The organism is Mesorhizobium sp. WSM4898 (genome assembly GCF_029625845.1).
Lineage (GTDB): Bacteria > Pseudomonadota > Alphaproteobacteria > Rhizobiales > Rhizobiaceae > Mesorhizobium.
In genome coordinates this window covers 167285-183351 of record NZ_JARTVQ010000001.1, presented here as the reverse complement: position 1 = coordinate 183351, position 16067 = coordinate 167285, and the positions used below count along the sequence as shown (strand labels likewise).

The 16067-nt window shown below is 64.5% G+C and carries 16 protein-coding genes; 9 read left to right on the top strand and 7 right to left on the bottom strand.

The window, feature by feature from the left end; all coding sequences use genetic code 11:
• Positions 1-17: 17 nt before the first annotated feature.
• Positions 18-620, bottom strand: a complete 603-nt coding sequence (gene ccmA / locus P9228_RS00905; protein ID WP_127323818.1) for a heme ABC exporter ATP-binding protein CcmA — start codon at positions 618-620, stop codon at positions 18-20.
• A gap of 283 nt (positions 621-903) precedes the next feature.
• On the opposite strand from ccmA, the gene acnA reads away from it, so the two are divergent.
• The 4 genes from acnA (at position 904) to P9228_RS00885 (ending at position 6207) form a co-directional block, all read left to right on the top strand.
• Positions 904-3594 carry an aconitate hydratase AcnA gene (gene acnA / locus P9228_RS00900; protein WP_067323680.1) on the top strand — a complete coding sequence of 897 codons (2691 nt, stop codon included), beginning with the start codon at positions 904-906 and terminating at the stop codon, positions 3592-3594.
• Between the two features lie 351 nt (positions 3595-3945).
• Positions 3946-4734 (top strand): thioredoxin family protein, encoded by a 789-nt coding sequence (locus tag P9228_RS00895; RefSeq protein ID WP_127323820.1) that lies wholly within the window; start codon positions 3946-3948, stop codon positions 4732-4734.
• Positions 4735-4825: 91 nt separating this feature from the next.
• Positions 4826-5380: a GNAT family protein gene (locus tag P9228_RS00890; RefSeq protein WP_278052868.1), complete on the top strand. Its 555-nt coding sequence runs from the start codon at positions 4826-4828 to the stop codon at positions 5378-5380.
• Between the two features lie 440 nt (positions 5381-5820).
• Positions 5821-6207, top strand: coding sequence for a DUF2794 domain-containing protein (locus P9228_RS00885; protein WP_095779977.1), 387 nt, complete (start codon positions 5821-5823; stop codon positions 6205-6207).
• Here P9228_RS00885 and P9228_RS00880 read toward each other — a convergent pair.
• The 4 genes from P9228_RS00880 to P9228_RS00865 form a co-directional block, all read right to left on the bottom strand.
• Positions 6204-6779 carry a GNAT family N-acetyltransferase gene (locus tag P9228_RS00880; RefSeq protein WP_127216035.1) on the bottom strand — a complete coding sequence of 192 codons (576 nt, stop codon included), beginning with the start codon at positions 6777-6779 and terminating at the stop codon, positions 6204-6206. The two genes, P9228_RS00885 and P9228_RS00880, sit on opposite strands and share 4 nt — an antisense overlap.
• A gap of 113 nt (positions 6780-6892) precedes the next feature.
• Positions 6893-7633 (bottom strand): Bax inhibitor-1/YccA family protein, encoded by a 741-nt coding sequence (locus tag P9228_RS00875; RefSeq protein ID WP_095799621.1) that lies wholly within the window; start codon positions 7631-7633, stop codon positions 6893-6895.
• A 244-nt stretch (positions 7634-7877) separates the two neighbouring features.
• Complete coding sequence (locus tag P9228_RS00870; RefSeq protein WP_278051796.1) at positions 7878-10418, bottom strand: ABC transporter permease; 2541 nt, start codon at positions 10416-10418, stop codon at positions 7878-7880.
• Positions 10418-11116: an ABC transporter ATP-binding protein gene (locus P9228_RS00865; protein ID WP_067323692.1), complete on the bottom strand. Its 699-nt coding sequence runs from the start codon at positions 11114-11116 to the stop codon at positions 10418-10420. The genes P9228_RS00870 and P9228_RS00865 overlap by 1 nt, the downstream gene beginning before the upstream one ends.
• 84 nt (positions 11117-11200) lie before the next feature.
• On the opposite strand from P9228_RS00865, the gene P9228_RS00860 reads away from it, so the two are divergent.
• Both P9228_RS00860 and thpR read left to right on the top strand, forming a co-directional pair.
• Positions 11201-11842, top strand: a complete 642-nt coding sequence (locus tag P9228_RS00860; RefSeq protein WP_095799624.1) for an arylesterase — start codon at positions 11201-11203, stop codon at positions 11840-11842.
• Between the two features lie 121 nt (positions 11843-11963).
• Positions 11964-12560 (top strand): RNA 2',3'-cyclic phosphodiesterase, encoded by a 597-nt coding sequence (thpR, locus tag P9228_RS00855; protein WP_066991784.1) that lies wholly within the window; start codon positions 11964-11966, stop codon positions 12558-12560.
• Here the strand turns inward: thpR and P9228_RS00850 are convergent.
• Complete coding sequence (locus P9228_RS00850; protein WP_095799625.1) at positions 12464-12982, bottom strand: low molecular weight protein-tyrosine-phosphatase; 519 nt, start codon at positions 12980-12982, stop codon at positions 12464-12466. The two genes, thpR and P9228_RS00850, sit on opposite strands and share 97 nt — an antisense overlap.
• A 49-nt stretch (positions 12983-13031) precedes the next feature.
• On the opposite strand from P9228_RS00850, the gene P9228_RS00845 reads away from it, so the two are divergent.
• The 3 genes from P9228_RS00845 (at position 13032) to P9228_RS00835 (ending at position 14589) form a co-directional block, all read left to right on the top strand.
• Positions 13032-13325 (top strand): 4a-hydroxytetrahydrobiopterin dehydratase, encoded by a 294-nt coding sequence (locus P9228_RS00845; RefSeq protein WP_066991930.1) that lies wholly within the window; start codon positions 13032-13034, stop codon positions 13323-13325.
• 129 nt (positions 13326-13454) lie between these two features.
• Positions 13455-13817: a YkvA family protein gene (locus P9228_RS00840; protein WP_066991933.1), complete on the top strand. Its 363-nt coding sequence runs from the start codon at positions 13455-13457 to the stop codon at positions 13815-13817.
• Positions 13818-14082: 265 nt separating this feature from the next.
• Positions 14083-14589 (top strand): invasion associated locus B family protein, encoded by a 507-nt coding sequence (locus tag P9228_RS00835; RefSeq protein ID WP_066991787.1) that lies wholly within the window; start codon positions 14083-14085, stop codon positions 14587-14589.
• 98 nt (positions 14590-14687) lie between these two features.
• Here P9228_RS00835 and P9228_RS00830 read toward each other — a convergent pair whose 3' ends face one another.
• Entirely contained in the window at positions 14688-16034 is a 1347-nt protein-coding gene (locus P9228_RS00830) for a chloride channel protein (RefSeq protein WP_067323698.1), read from the bottom strand.
• Positions 16035-16067 lie beyond the last annotated feature (33 nt).

Below are 16067 nucleotides of genomic sequence, written 5' to 3'. Positions count from 1 at the left end.
GGTGCCTCGCGCCGACATCAGTCACCCATCCTCAACGTCTTTGCTCCCTCGAGCCCGAGCGGCAAATGCGTGGCCGCCACGATGATGCCTCCCTCTCGGCAATGCCCTCTCATCAATCCCGCGAATCGTTCCTCCGAGGCCTTGTCCAATCCCGCGGTCGGTTCGTCGAGCAGCCAGACCGGCCGGCGGCTGACCAGGAGCTTCGCGATCGACGCGCGCCGCCTTTGCCCGGTCGAAAGGTAGCCGAACGGCAGGTGCCCGAGCCCATCCAATCCGACCGTCTCCAGCGCCTGCCCCACGCTCAAACCAGCCTCGCCCTGGAAGGCGCGCCAGAAGCCCAGGTTTTCTTCGACGCTCAATGCCGTCTTCATCGCATTGAGATGGCCGAGATAGTGCGAGGCCGAAGCGACCGATGGAAACTCGTCGCCGCCGCCCTCGACCTTCACCTTGCCTTCGGCCGGCGGCAGCAAGCCGGCGATGACCCGCAAAAGGGTCGATTTGCCGGCGCCGTTCGGCCCGGTGACGACGAGTGCCTCGCCCCTGTCGAGGGCGAATTCGATGCCGGAAAAAACCGTCTCGCCGCCGCGCTCGCCGCCCAGATTTTCGGCGATCAGCCGCATCCTTGCCCGTCCCGAAAGCACCGTTTCGCGGCCGCCGCCGCATCGCACAAATTTGCTTTTCGACTGTCTAGAACTATTCCAGAAAATTCTCTATATGCGGTTCATCCGTGCCAGCGGTCGGCGCGGGAACAGAATTAGCGCCGAACCAGCGCACGCGCCGCCTTCAACGGCTCGGGTTGCTCGGGAGCGGACAGCGGAAATGGCCGTACCCGCACCTTTGCGCGTGATTGCATGCCAACGGCGTCCGTTCCCTTTCAGGCTGAACAGACAAGGACGGATCGCCGTGACGAAATCCCTCGATAGTTTCAACTGCCGCCGCACCCTGACCGTGGGTGGCGCGGACTATGTCTATTTCGACCTCGCAGAGGCGGAGAAAAACGGCCTTGGCGGCATTGCCCAGCTGCCCTATTCGATGAAGGTGCTGCTGGAGAACCTGCTGCGCAACGAAGACGGCCGCTCGGTCACCAAGGAAAGCATCCAGGCGGTCGCGGCATGGCTCACCGACAAGGGCACTGCCGGCGTCGAGATCGCCTACCGCCCGGCGCGCGTGCTGATGCAGGATTTCACCGGCGTTCCGGCCGTTGTCGATCTCGCGGCCATGCGCGACGGCATCAGGGCGCTCGGCGGCGATCCGGAAAAGATCAACCCGTTGGTGCCTGTGGATCTCGTCATCGACCACTCCGTCATCGTCGACGAATTTGGCACGCCGATGGCCTTCGCCCGCAATGTCGAGCTCGAATATGAGCGCAACGAGGAGCGCTACAAGTTCCTGAAGTGGGGCCAGCAGGCCTTCCGCAACTTCCGCGTCGTGCCGCCGGGCACCGGCATCTGCCACCAGGTCAATCTCGAATATCTGGGACAGGTGGTGTGGACCAACGCGGAAGAGGGCGAGACCACAGCCTATCCCGACACCTGTGTCGGCACCGATTCGCACACCACCATGATCAACGGCCTGGGCGTGCTCGGCTGGGGCGTCGGCGGCATCGAGGCCGAGGCCGCGATGCTTGGCCAGCCGGTCTCCATGCTTCTGCCGGAGGTGATCGGCTTCCGCCTCACCGGCAGGCTCAAGGAAGGCGTCACCGCCACCGACCTCGTGCTCACCGTCACCCAGATGCTGCGCAAGAAGGGCGTCGTCGGCAAGTTCGTCGAGTTCTTCGGCCCAGGCCTGTCCAACATGACGCTGGCCGACCGCGCCACCATCGGCAACATGGCGCCGGAATATGGCGCCACCTGCGGCTTTTTCCCGGTCGATAGCGAGACCATCCGCTATCTGACAATGTCCGGCCGCGAGGAAAGCCGCATCGCGCTGGTCGAGGCCTATTCCAAGGCGCAGGGCATGTGGCGCGACGCCGGCTCGGCCGATCCGGTCTTTACCGATCTGCTCGAGCTCGATCTCGGCGACGTCGTGCCGTCGATGGCCGGCCCGAAGCGCCCGGAAGGCCGCGTCGCGCTGCAGGATATTCCCGCCGGCTTCGCCAAGGCGATGGAGACCGAGTACAAAAAGGCCGTCGAGATCTCGAAGCGTTACGCCGTCGAAGGCACCGCTCACGATCTCGGCCATGGCGACGTCGTGATCGCCGCCATCACGTCGTGCACCAACACCTCCAACCCAAGCGTCTTGATCGGCGCCGGCCTGTTGGCTCGCAATGCCAACCGGCGCGGCCTGAAGCAGAAGCCGTGGGTGAAGACCTCGCTGGCGCCCGGAAGCCAGGTGGTCGCCGAATATCTCGAGAAATCCGGCCTGCAGAAGGAACTCGACCAGATCGGCTTCAACCTGGTCGGCTTCGGCTGCACCACCTGCATCGGCAATTCCGGCCCACTGCCGGCGCCGATCTCCAAGACCATCAACGACAAAGGCCTGATTGCTGCCGCGGTGTTGTCCGGCAACCGCAACTTCGAAGGCCGGGTTTCTCCGGACGTCCAGGCGAACTATCTCGCCTCGCCGCCGCTGGTGGTGGCGCATGCGCTGGCCGGCACCGTCACCAAGGACCTCACCACCGAGCCGCTCGGCGAGGGCAGCGACGGCAAGCCGGTCTATCTCAAGGACATCTGGCCGACCTCGGCCGAGATCCAGGAGTTCATCGAGAAGAACGTCACGCGCGAGCTTTTCGCCCGCAAATATGCCGACGTCTTCAAGGGCGACGAATATTGGCAGAAGGTGAAGGCGCCGGAAGGCCAGACCTATGCCTGGGACGATCATTCGACCTATGTGCAGAACCCGCCTTATTTCGCCGGCATGGGCCGCGCCTTCGGCAAAGTGGGCGACATCAAGGGCGCGCGCGTGCTTGGTCTCTTCGGCGACAAGATCACCACCGACCACATCTCGCCGGCCGGCTCGATCAAGGCGGCTTCGCCGGCAGGCAAGTACCTCACCGAGCACGGCGTCGGCGTCGCCGACTTCAACCAGTACGGCACGCGGCGCGGCAACCATGAGGTGATGATGCGCGGCACCTTCGCCAACATCCGCATCCGCAACCACATGCTGGGCGAGAACGGCCGCGAAGGCGGCTACACGATCCACTATCCTTCGAAGGAGGAGATGTCGATCTACGACGCCGCCATGGAATACAAGAAGGAAGGCGTGCCGCTAGTCATCTTCGCCGGCGTCGAATATGGCAACGGCTCCTCGCGCGACTGGGCAGCCAAGGGAACCAACCTCCTTGGTGTCCGCGCCGTCATCGCCCAGTCCTTCGAGCGCATCCACCGCTCGAACCTGGTCGGCATGGGGGTCATCCCCTTCGTCTTCGAGGACGGCACCTCATGGGCTTCCCTCAACCTCAAGGGCGACGAGCTGGTCGAGATCGACGGCCTGGATGCCATCAAGCCGCGCCAGAAGATGACGGCCAAGGTCACCTATGGCGACGGCACGCTGAAGAACGTGCCGATCATCTGTCGCATCGATACGCTGGACGAACTCGACTACTTCAAGAACGGCGGCATCCTGCAATACGTGCTGCGCGATTTGGCTGCGTAGCGACAGGGAATAGGGTAGGCATAGGCAGGGGGGAGATACTCCCACTGCCTAGTGCCTACTGACGTTCTAATTAAACTGCGGCAGGCCAAGCATTCTCCGCCCGGCTCAAAGTCCAAGTCCGATTGGCGCGCAATAGAAATCCTCCGGCAGCAGCAAACTTACCCCTTCGCGGCGATGCGGTCTCGAAATCGAACCGGGTCGAAGAATGCAGTGGCCCCTCCCGTCGCCGCCTTACCTACGGTCGCGGCGACAAAATTTCACCGCAACGTGACTTCCCGTTGACTGTCCGTTCTGCCACATATTTTAGCAACCAGAACAAGGCCGGCGTGACCGGCGGGAATTGGAACGGTCATGGCATTGCGAGGACCATTGCGGCTTACGGCAGTTGCGCTGGTCCTCACGGCGTTGAGCCGCGTGGCCTCGGCAGCCGAGCTTGAGAAAGCCGCGACCGGCAAGCCGCAGACTGAAAAGCCTTTGGGCGTCGTCGAGTTGTTCACCAGCCAGGGCTGCAGCTCCTGTCCGCCGGCCGATGAATTCTTCGCCGAGCTGGCGGCGAAGGAAAATGTCGTCGCGCTCGCATATCACGTCAATTACTGGGACTATCTGGGCTGGCAGGACACGCTGAGCAACAAAGAGAACACCGAGCGGCAGTATGACTATATGCGCGCCTTTGGCAGCCGTTCGGTCTATACCCCGCAAGCCGTCATCAACGGCCGCAGCCATGTCAACGGCGCCAACCGCAAGGAGATAGACGGCGAGCTGGCCCGCATGGACAGGACCGGCGAGGGCATGCGGGTCGGCATCAAGGTGAGCCGCACCAGCGATCGGGTCATGATTGACGCCGGCGATGCCGGCAATGGGCCGACCGACGCCCATGTGGTGATCGTCTATTTCGATCCGCCGCAGATGGTGAAGATCGGCCAGGGCGAAAACAGCGGCCGCAACATGACCTATTGGAACGCCGTTTCCGACATCCAGATCGCCGGCATGTGGAACGGCAAGGCGCAGCGTTACGAGCTGCCGATGACGGAGATTGCGAAGAAGGGCGGCTGTGCCGTGCTGCTGCAGTCCGTCGGCAAAGACGGCGTCCCGGGACCCATTCTCGGCGCCGCGCTCATCCGCAAGCCTGACCGGCTCTGACGGCTCCGCTGACAAAACCTGATCGCCGACGAAAGCCGGCCGGGGCCCACGAAGCAGAGCATCCAAGGCAAAGCGACCCGAGCCGCACCCGATTCTCCTGACGACGCGGCTACGCCTGCGTCAGTTCAGGGCTGAGGACACGGATGCGATGCACGAATGCTTTGCCGACCCGGAGGCGATGCGGTTTTGGAACGCACCAGTCCAAACCAAGCGGACCGAGACCGAGCGCACCGTGCTCAGATATGTCGCCTGCACCCCGTCCTACCATCGGCACTGGGCGGTCGCCGACATTGAGACTGACCGCTGCCTCGGCCTCGTCAGCTATCACGATGGCCACATCCGCAACAAGCGTGCGGCCATCGGCTATTTCATCAACCCCGCATATCAGAGCCGGGGCATGGCCACCGAGGCTGTCTCGGCGATGCTCGACTTCTGTTTCGACCATCTCGGCCTGCACCGTCTGCAGGCGTTCATCGATCCCAACAACACCCCGTCGCGCAAATTGGTCGAGAAACTCGGATTCGGGCGCGAAGGCCTACTGCGTGATCATCTGCGTGTCGGCGGCATCTGGCGCGATGAGATCCTGTATGCGCTCCTTAGGACTGGTCGCTCATCCAGCACAGCGGTTCCAGCTCTCATTCCCTGATCGTGCATTGTGATGACGCCCGCCTAGCCGCGAAACAGGGGCCGGCGGGCCAGAGCGGACAGGCATGAAAAAACCGGCGTCAGCTTGCTTCTGACGCCGGTTATTCAGGTTTTGGGATCGTCGCACCTGATTTTTCCAAGGAAAAACCGAGGTTGGTTCGATCCGACGCTGACCCGTGGGCGGGGGGCTTGGGGTTTACGAGCCGGTGCCGGACCGAACCGTCTCAGGCAACGCGGGTAAACTCGTCGGACATTGGGGCATGAGCGCGGATAATTTGTGGCGACAATGTGGCAGAGCATCACCAATTCCAACACGCGTTTTGCAAACGTGACTGGACCTTTCGGAAACGGCGGACCGCAAGCCTGCTTCGCCGGCCCTTGCAATTCGGCCGCGAAAGCGCGAACCTTGGCCGGCGCAAGATTCAATCGAAGGATCGCGGCATGACCGATCACAGCAGCGGGACGGAGGATGGGGAAGCATCCGGAATACTGATCCCGCTGCATGAGGCGCGCAGCGCACGCCTCGACCAGCCGGTGCGCTTCGACCGGCGCGAGCTCGACCAGATCCTAAGGCTTTACGGACGCATGGTGGCGGCCAATGAATGGCGCGACTATGCGATCGACCATCTTTCCGATCGCGCTGTCTTTTCGGTCTTCCGCCGCGCCAGCGAAGTGCCGCTGTTCCAGATCGTCAAGGACCCGAAACTGGCGCGCCGACAGGGCGCCTTCGCCGTCATCGCCGCCGGCGGGCGCATCCTCAAGCGCGGCCAGGAACTCGGCCGCGTGCTCGGCGTATTCGATCCCAAGCTGAAGCTGGTCGAAGCTTAACTGTCCAATTTGCCGCGAAAACTCCGCTCCGGCAGTGACTCCGGATCCGGCGGCACTTCCGCGCCGCCGTTGAGCGGCAGCTGCATGAACACGGTGTCCAGCCAGCGCCCATGCTTGTAGCCCGAGCCTTCCAGGCGCCCGGAGTGACGAAAGCCGAGCTTCTCGTGCAGGCGCACCGAGGCGCTGTCGGCATGGCCGTCGCCGATCACCGCGACGATCTGGCGAAAGCCGGCCAGGCGCGCCGCCTCGATGAGCGCCAGCATCAGCAGGCGGCCGATGCCCTGGCCCTTGGCCTCGGGCGCCACATAGACCGAGTCCTCGACGGTGAAGCGATAGGCGGGCCGGGGCCGGAACGGTCCGGCATAGGCGTAGCCGAGCACGACGCCGTCCCTTTCAGCCACAAGATAGGGAAAGCCGCCTCGTGCCAAACTGTCGAATCGATCGCCCATTTCGGCGCGGCTGGGCGGCTCCAGTTCGTAGCTTGCGGTGCCGTGCGTGACCGCGTCCGCATAGATTTCGGTTATTCGGTCGAGGTCGGCCGCAGTAGCGGCTCTGATCGCGAGATTGCTCATAAATTGTGCAGTTCGTCCTCTTGCTTCAATAACAGCAGAGGAGCGCACAAAAGGAAAGGGCGGCCGTTGGGCCGCCCTTTCCGAAGTCTATGGTCCAGCCGGACGGCTACCGTTTAGCGGCGGTCGCCCATGAACTGCAGCAGGAACATGAACAGGTTGATGAAGTCGAGATAGAGTTGCAGCGCGCCCATGATCGCCTTGCGGCCGGCGACATCCGCGACGTCACCCTCGAAATACATCTCCTTGATGCGCTGCGTGTCGTAGGCGGTCAGACCCGCGAACACCAGCACGCCGATCGCCGAAATGGCGAAGGCCAGCGCCGACGACGCCAGGAAGATGTTGATGACCATCGCGATCAGCAGCCCGATCACGCCCATGATCAGGAACGAGCCGAACGCGCTCAGGTCGCGCCTGGTCGTGTAGCCGTAGAGCGACAGCCCGCCGAAGGCCGCGGCCGTGGCGAAGAAGGTCTGGGTGATGCTGGTGCCGGTGTAGACGAGGAAGATCGTCGACAGCGACAGGCCGACAAGGCCGGCATAAACCCAGAATGTGGTCTGCGCCGCAGCCACGCTCATCGCTTGGATCCTGAAGGACAGGAACATCACGGCAGCGAGAGGCGCCAGGATAACAACCCAGCGGAACGCGCTAGCATAGATGAGCTGGCCGAAGGCGGTGAGCTGGCCGTCGCCGGTGACGGCCAGCTGGAATGCGCCCCAGGCGGCAATGCCTGTGATGAGCAGGCCAAGCCCCATCAGGTTATAGACTTTGATCATATAGGCCCGCAGGCCCTGATCGATATCGACGCGCGCGCCGGAGGCGGCGGACGTCTGGTAGTTGCGAATGGGATCAGCCATTGGAAATCCTCTATTGCTTCTGCCCCGTCCGGTGACAGGTCCTTGGAGCGACCTCCTTGGACCAGGCGCCGCTGGCGGGACTCCAGCATGCCTAGCGCGAAATATGAGCGTTCTCGACCTCAAGAACAAGACGGTAACGAGCGGTAACGCTTCGTGAGAAGGCAAAAGCCCGATTTTCAGCCTTTTCCCGCCGGCATTCTTACCAAGATTTAACGCAGACAGGCCATCGAAGGGCGCTGCCGGATCAAAGCTCGCGCAGCACCGGCGCCGCCTTGTGGCCAAGCACCCGCCAGGTGCCGGCAAGGCCGATGCCGACGGTGACGGCGAGCGAGACGAGGATCGTCGCCACCGCAACTTCCGGCATGAAGTGCGACGGCAGCGTCATGATGCGGGCCACCACGAACCATGCCGCGACGCCGCCCGCGGCAAGCGCGAACAGCGCGGTCGCAAGACCGATCAGCACATATTCCAGCGAGAAGGCCGCAATCAGCGTCCTCCTTGTCGCGCCGAGCGTCTTCAGCACCACCGCGTCGTGGATGCGCGCCCGGTTGCCGGCGGCCAAAGCCCCGGAGAGCACCAGCACGGAGGCGATCAGCGCCACGCCGGCTGCGGCGCGGATCGCAGTGCCCAGCTGCGCGACCAGCCGGTTGACGATGTCGAGCGCGTCCTTGACCCTCACCGTCGTCACTGCCGGAAAGGCGCGGGTGACAGCGTTGAGCAGCCGCGCGTCGTCGGCCGTGGTGGCCTTTCTGTCGGTCAGCGTCGCCAGCCAGCCATGCGGCGCGCCGGCGAACGTATTGGGCGAGAAGATCATGACGAAATTGATACCCATGGTTTCCCACTCGACCTGGCGGAAACTGGCTATTCTTGCCGTCACGTTGCGGCCGAGCACGTTGATCGTGACCGTGTCGCCGAGCTTCAGCCCGATCGCTTTGCCTTCCTCGGCCGAGAACGACACCAGCGGCTCGCCGGAATAGTCCTGCGGCCACCATTTGCCTTCGGTCAGCGTAGCGTTTTCCGGCTGCTTTGCGTCATAGGTCAGCCCGCGGTCGCCGCGCAGCACCCAGGCGCCGTCGGCGGGGACCTTCACCTTGTCGACGTCGATGCCGTTGAGCGCCATGATCCGGCCGCGCAGCATCGGCACCTTGACCAGCATCCCTTGCGGCGCTTCCTTTTCGACCAGGCCGGCAAAGGCATCGACATCGCTGCTCTGGATGTCGACGAAGAAGAAGTTCGGCGCCCGCTCCGGCAGGCTGCCGGAGATCTGGCGTCTGAGATTCCCGTCGATTAGCGCCAGCGTCACCAGCAGCGTCAGGCCGAGCCCGAGCGACAGCACCACCGATGGCGTCAGCGCGCCGGGCCGATGGATATTGCCGAGCGCCAGCCTGAGAGAGACCGAGCGCAGCCGCGGGCTTCGCCGGGCCAGCCATTGGACCAGCGCCGCCACCAGCCGCAGCACCAGGAAGGCAAAGACGGTGGCGCCGACGAAGATCGAGGCGATGCGCCGATCGTCGGCGAAAAGGATGGCGAGCGCCGCCAGCGCGAGCACGATCGTCAGCGCGGCGCCGACATAGGGCAGGCGCGGCAGGCCGCGGCTTTCGAACCCCATCTCGCGAAACAGCGCCGTTGCCGGCACGTCGCGGGCGCGGCCGAGCGGCAGCAGCGCGAAGGCCAGCGTCACCAAAAGGCCGAACAGTGCCGCCATCGCAAGCGCGCCGGGATAGAAGCCGCCTTGCGCCGGCACCGGAATGACCGACTGCAGGAGCGCGCTCGCCACGAACGGCATTGCCGCACCCAGGATCAGGCCGAGCACGATGCCGAGCCCGGCAATCAAAAGGATCTGCACGAGATAGATGGCGAAGACGAAGCCGCCGGAGGCGCCGAGGCTCTTGAAGGTGGCGATGACGCCGCGCTTGCCGTCGAGATAGGCGCGGACCGCATTCGCCACGCCGACGCCGCCGACCACAAGCGCCGTCAGCCCGACCAGCGTCAGGAACTGCGAGAAGCGCTGGATGTTGGCGGAAAGCGCCGGTGCTGCGTTGCTGCGCGTGCGAATCGACCAGCCGGCCTGCGGAAAGTCTTTCGCCGCTTCGGCTTGAATGCCTTTGATCCGCGCCTCGCTCGCGCCATCGGGCAGTCGGATCTTATAGGCGTTCTCGACCAGGCTGCCGGGCTGAACCAGCCCTGACGCGACCAGCCCGTCGTGCGAAATCATCAGCCGCGGCGCGAAGCCGAAACCGTCGGAAATCACGTCGGGTTCGCTGACCAATCGGGCCCTCAGCTCGAACGTTGCGCCGCCAAGCTTCAAGCGGTCGCCGATTTGCAGATTGAGGCGATCGAACAAGAGATCGGGCGCGGCGGCGCCGAAGATGCCGGATCTCTCGCCGAACAATTCATTCCTGGGCAGCTGCGGATCGGTCTCCAGCGTGCCGTAAAGCGGATAGGCGTCGTCGACCGCCTTGGCTTCGACCAGCGCCTGGTCGGAGCCGTCCTCGAGCCGCGCCATCGAGCGCATGCCGGAATTCAGCGAGACCGTGCCGAGGCTCTTGATGAAGCCGAGCTCGGCGTCCGAAGCGCTGCGCTGGTTGATCTGGAAGCGCAGGTCGCCGCCGAGCAGCGTCTGGCCCTGGTTGGCGACGCCGGCGGTAATCGCCTGCGCCACCGAATTGACGCCGCCGATCGCCGCGACGCCAAGCGCGATGCAGGCGAGGAAGATCATGAAGCCGGACAGGCCGCCGCGCATCTCGCGCAGCGAGAAGCGGAGGGCCAGCCTCAAAGTCCGCATCAGGCCGGCACCCTAGCCTGTCTTGGCGCGTCCTCGATGCGTCCCGAGCGCATCGACACCTGACGCGAGCAGCGGCCCGCAAGCGCCGGATCATGCGTGACCAGCACCAGCGTCATGCCGCGCTCGGCCGCCTTGGCGAAGAGGAGGTCGGCGATCTGCTTTCCCGTCGCCTGGTCGAGGTTGCCGGTCGGCTCGTCGGCAATGAGGATGCGCGGCGAGGGCGCCAGCGCCCTGGCGATCGCCACGCGCTGCTGCTCGCCGCCCGAAAGCTCTCCCGGATAGTGCGTCACGCGGTCGCTCAAGCCGACCGCCGCGAGTTCCTGCGCGGCCACGCCGAACGGGTCGTTGTGCCCAGCGAGCTCCAGCGGCACCGCGACATTCTCGAGCGCCGTCATGTTGGGGATGAGGTGGAAGGACTGGAAGACAATGCCGATGTTTCGCCCTCGAAACGAAGCAATCTGGTCCTCGCTTTTGCCGTTGAGCAATTCGCCGGCGATCCGCACCGTGCCCGAATCGACCCTTTCCAGCCCGGCCAGAACCATCAGCAAGGTGGACTTGCCGGATCCCGACGGGCCGACGATGCCGGTGGCTTCGCCGGCGGCCACATCGAGGCTGACGCCCTTCAGCACATGGACGGAGGAGGCGCCCTCGCCGAGCGTCAGCGAGACATCCCTCAATGCGATGACGGCTTCTGTCACAATGAATGCGCCCTATATGGTGGAAGAAGGAGGCAAAAAATGTCTCCTTTGCATGAATCGTGTCGGTCATATGGGGCTCGCCGCATGGCTTTCAAACACTCAGCTGCCGCAGCCCTCACTCTTCTCCTGGCGGTTTGCGGCGCTATTTCGCCGGCGCGCGCAGATACGTTCAAGATCGTCGGCTTCGGCGACAGCCTGATGGCGGGGTTCAGCCTTGGTCCCGATGAGGGCTTCACCGATAAATTGCAGGCGGCCTTGAAGGCAAAAGGCCTCGACGTCGCCGTCGGCAATGCCGGGGTTTCCGGCGACACCACAAGCGGCGGCCTCGCGCGGCTCGACTGGTCGGTGCCCGACGGCACCGGGCTCGTCATCCTCGAGCTCGGCGCCAACGACATGCTGCGCGGCGTGTCGCCCGAGATCGCCGAGAAAAATCTCGACGCTATGTTGGCCAAGTTGAAGCAGCGGAACATTCCGGTGCTCCTGGCAGGCATGCTTGCAGCGCCCAATCTGGGCGCCGAGTACCAGAAGGCCTTCGACGCCATCTACCCGAAGCTTGCCGCGAAATACGCCGTTCCGCTCTATCCGTTTTTTCTTGACGGGGTCGCCGGCCACCCGGCCATGCAGCTGGAGGACGGTCTTCATCCCAACCCGAAGGGAATAGACGTCATGGTCAAAGGCATTCTACCGGTCGTGGAAAAAGCCATCGCCGCCAAGGGCGGCGCGTGATGGGACCAAAACGCCACGGTTTCCCCAGGGGAAAGCTTGTGGACAACAAACCGCTTGCCCCGCATGGCTATCGATGATTCGCTAGGGGCGAGAGTTTCGATTCGAGGACAGGAGGCTTCCCATGCCGCGTCTTTTCACCGCCCTCGAAATTCCGCGTGATGCCGCGCTTTCACTCTCGCTGCTCCGGGGCGGCCTGCCCGGAGCCCGCTGGATCGACGTCGAAAACTATCATCTGACGCTGCGCTTCATCGGCGATGTGGAGGGCCATATCGCCGACGACATCGCCAATGCGCTCGATCGCGTCAACCGTCCCTCCTTCCCCCTGGCGCTCTCCGGCGTGGGCGCTTTCGGCGGCAAGAAGCCGCACGCCGTATGGGCCGGCGTGTCCGCCTCGCCGGACCTGGTGGCGCTGCAGGGCGAGATCGACCGCATCTGCCAGCGGCTCGGCCTGCCGGCCGATCCGCGCAAATTCTCGCCGCATGTGACGCTCGCGCGCCTGCGCAATTCGAGCCCGGCGGACGTCGCGCAATATCTGTCGGCGCGCGGCAACTTTTCCACGCTGCCCTTCCGGGTCGGCCGCTTCGTCTTGATGTCGTCGCGCGATTCGGTCGGCGGCGGCCCCTACATCGTCGAGGAAGCCTGGCCGCTGGTTGGCGCCGATCCGCTCGCTTCCAGCCGCTTCGCCAGCGCCTCCGACGCCTCGCGGATCATGCGGTAGACCGAAACGAAGGCCTGCTGGTCTTCGTAATAGGGGTCCGGCACATCGCGCGCGATACCGCTTGCAAACTCCAGAAAGAGATGGATGCGGTCGCGCGCGGCCTGCGGCGCTAACGCCTTCAGATCGCGCACATTCGTCCGGTCCATGCCGAGAATCACGTCGAAGCGCGAGAAATCGTCCAGCGCTATTTTGCGCGCCTTTTGCGCGGAAATGTCGATGCCGTGCCTTGTGGCTACCGCGATCGAACGCGGATCGGGCGCGGAGCCGACCTCCCAGCCGCTGGTCGCGGCCGAATCGAGAAGGATGGCCCGGCCTTTCCCGCGCTCGGTCCACACGGCGCGGAAGATGCCTTCGGCCAAGGGCGAGCGGCAGATGTTACCGAGGCAGACGAACAGAATGGATTTTATGGGCTTTGCGCTCATCGATCCGGCGCTATGGTTGGATTACCTCCGAATAGCACGGGAACCCGACATGACCAGGGAAAAACTCAACAAGGAAGCGATTACCGCAGCGCTGGCGGAACTCGAAGGCTGGTCGCTGGCGGCCGACGGCGCCTCCATCAAGCGCAGCTTCGGCTTCAAGAACTTCTCCGAGGCCTTCGCCTTCATGACCCGCGTGGCGCTGGCCGCCGAGAAGATGGACCACCACCCCGATTGGTCGAACGTCTACAAGACCGTCGACGTCACGCTGAACACGCATGACGCCGGCGGCGTCACGGCGCTCGACATCGAACTGGCGAAGCGGATGAACCGCTATTTCGGCTGACGACTGCCGATAAGTCCGATTCCGATTTGCCGGGCTGGCAACGGTGGAGACCTTGCAGGGGGGTGCCGCTTTCACCACATCTTCCGCGGTGGCCGAAACGCAAGCTGGCGCGTGGCCGAGGAGAGATTGATGGCGCAGGAATCCCGTTTCGATTTCTTTGGCTTCGGCGACAGGCTCGCCGGCGAAGGCGAGGTGCGCGAGAAGTTCTGGCGCACCGCCAAGAAGGCTGCCCGGCAGATACCGTTCATGGAGGAGGTGGTCGCCGCCTACTATTGCGCCATGGACAAGGACACGCCGCTGCGCACCAAGGGTACCCTGCTTGCCGCGCTCGGCTATTTCGTGCTGCCGGTGGATTTCATCCCCGACTTCGTGCTCGGTCTCGGGTTCACCGATGACCTTGCCGTGCTCACCGCGGCAATCACCGCCGTCAGCGCCCATATCACCCCGGCGCACCGGCAGGCCGCCAGGGACGCCCTCGCCGACAAAGGTTGATCCTGGCTGACTTTTTCGCCACAACGAAACCGCGAAACCGCCCGCGCGAAAAGACAAACTCTTGCCGCTTTCGTGCCCTCCAAGTTCGCGCCGGGACATCGCGACCGCCGCGTGGAAGCGGCGGCGCGAATGCGGCGGTTTCCTGGGGTGAGTTCCTTTTGTTGGGAAAAATTCACCGTTTGGTAACCCTGATTAAATCAAAATGAAGCGACGGCAGGACGCCATGCGGCCCGCCTCCGCACCATTTCGGAATACGGGAAGAACGATGCGCGGATTGATTGCTACAGTTTCCAGCCTGGTCCTGGCGGCCGCCTTCGCGGCGCCGGCGCTGGCGCAGCAGGCGACCAAGATCGGCCAGCACAACGCCTGGGGCACCTACAGCTATCAGTCGGCAGGCGGCAAGGTCTGTTATGTGCTCACGGTGCCGACCGACAAGCAGCCGCCGAAGCTCGACCATGGCGACATGTTCTTCTTCGTCAGCCAGCGGCCCGGGCAGCAGGTGTCCTATGAGCCGCAGTTCATCGCCGGCTACAACTTCCAGGAAGGCTCCAAGGCCACCGTCACCATCGACAAGAAGTCCTTCTCGATGTTCACCCGCGGCAAGTCGGCCTGGGTCGAGAACGCCGCTGAAGAGCCGGTGCTGATCGCCGCCATGAAGACGGGCACCGACATGAAGGTGCAGGCGAAGTCCGGCCGCGGCAACCCGACTTCCTACGTCTTTTCGCTGAAGGGCATCTCGGCCGCGCTGGCCTCGATCGCCAAGTGCAAATAGGCTGAGGCTCCCTTGGCGGAGGATAGCAATATCGAAGTCCGTGTTCCGCAAATGCGGCCAGGGACAAGCGACTAAGGCGACAGCGCCAAGCTCGCCATTCAGCCTTGCTGCTCGACGGCCCTGCGCCGCCTGATCGCCTCGGCGATGAACACGCGTGACAGCGCGTGATAGAGCGGCTCGTTGGAGATCAGCCGCGCCGTGCCGTAGCCCAGCATCGCCGCGCACATCAGCGCGATGACGTTGTCGTGGTTGCCGGTCATTTCGAGGATGATGACGAAGGCCGTCATCGGCGCCTGCACGACGCCGGCGAAATAACCGGCCATGCCGAGCAGCGCGGCGAGGCCTGTTCCGGCGCCGAACGCCAGGCCAAGCGTGCTGCCGAGACCGGCGCCCACCGCCAGCGACGGCGCGAAGATGCCGCCCGGAATGCCCGACACCATCGACAGCACGCCGGCCGCGAATTTTTCCAGGAAGAAGAACGCGGGTAGCGGCGCGCCTTCGACGGCGCCGCGGGCCTGAGCGTAGCCGGTTCCGAACGTAAGGCCGCCCGAGACGAGACCGATCGCGGCAACCGCCAGGCCGCAGATGCCTGCCACGAGCAGCGCGCGCCACAATGGCTGCAGGCCATTCCAGCGTCGGACGCGCCGCGTGATCCTCAGCGCCAACAGCGAAAACAGCGCGCCGAAGCCGCCGCCGATGACGCCGCAGGCAATCACCAGCGGCCAGTCGGTGGCGAAGGCCACCGTGTCCCTGGCGACGCCGAAATAGGTGTAGTTGCCGAGCAGGCCGAGCGAGGCGAGGCCGGCGAGGATCACCGCCGTCAGCACCAGCCCGTTGGTCCGTGACTCATACGCGCGACCCATCTCCTCGATGGCGAAGACGATGCCGGCGAGCGGCGTGTTGAAGGCGGCGGCGACGCCGGCAGCCGAGCCGGCCAGGATCAGGCCGCGCGCCTGCGCCATGCCGCCCCAGCGCGCCGCCTGAAGCATGAGTGAGGCGCCGACCTGCACCGTCGGGCCCTCGCGGCCGATCGATCCGCCGCAGGCGAGACCGATGACGGTAAGCGCAACCTTGCCCGCTGCCAGGCGCAGCGAAAGAAGGTGGCCGCGATCCTCGTCATCGCGCAGGTGACGGGCGGCGATCGCCTGCGGAATGCCGCTGCCTTGCGATCCCGGAAAGAAGGAATGGGCAAGCCAGGCGCAAATCACGAAGCCGGCGGGCGTCATGACCAGCGGCAGATAAAAGCGCCAGCTGCCGCTATCGCCGCCGGTGACGACGTGGAACAGCGCCTGCGCCCGGTCGGCCAGCAGGGCGAACAGCACGCTGATCAAGCCGATCGAGATGGCGCCGGCCCAGAACACAAGGCGCGGCTGCCAGACGCGGCGCGACGCCCACATAGCCTGCGAGCGCCGCAGCATCGGGTATCTACGCGATATGCCGGCCATGCCTGTCCTCTGGGTGATGACCCGCCCCTAGCA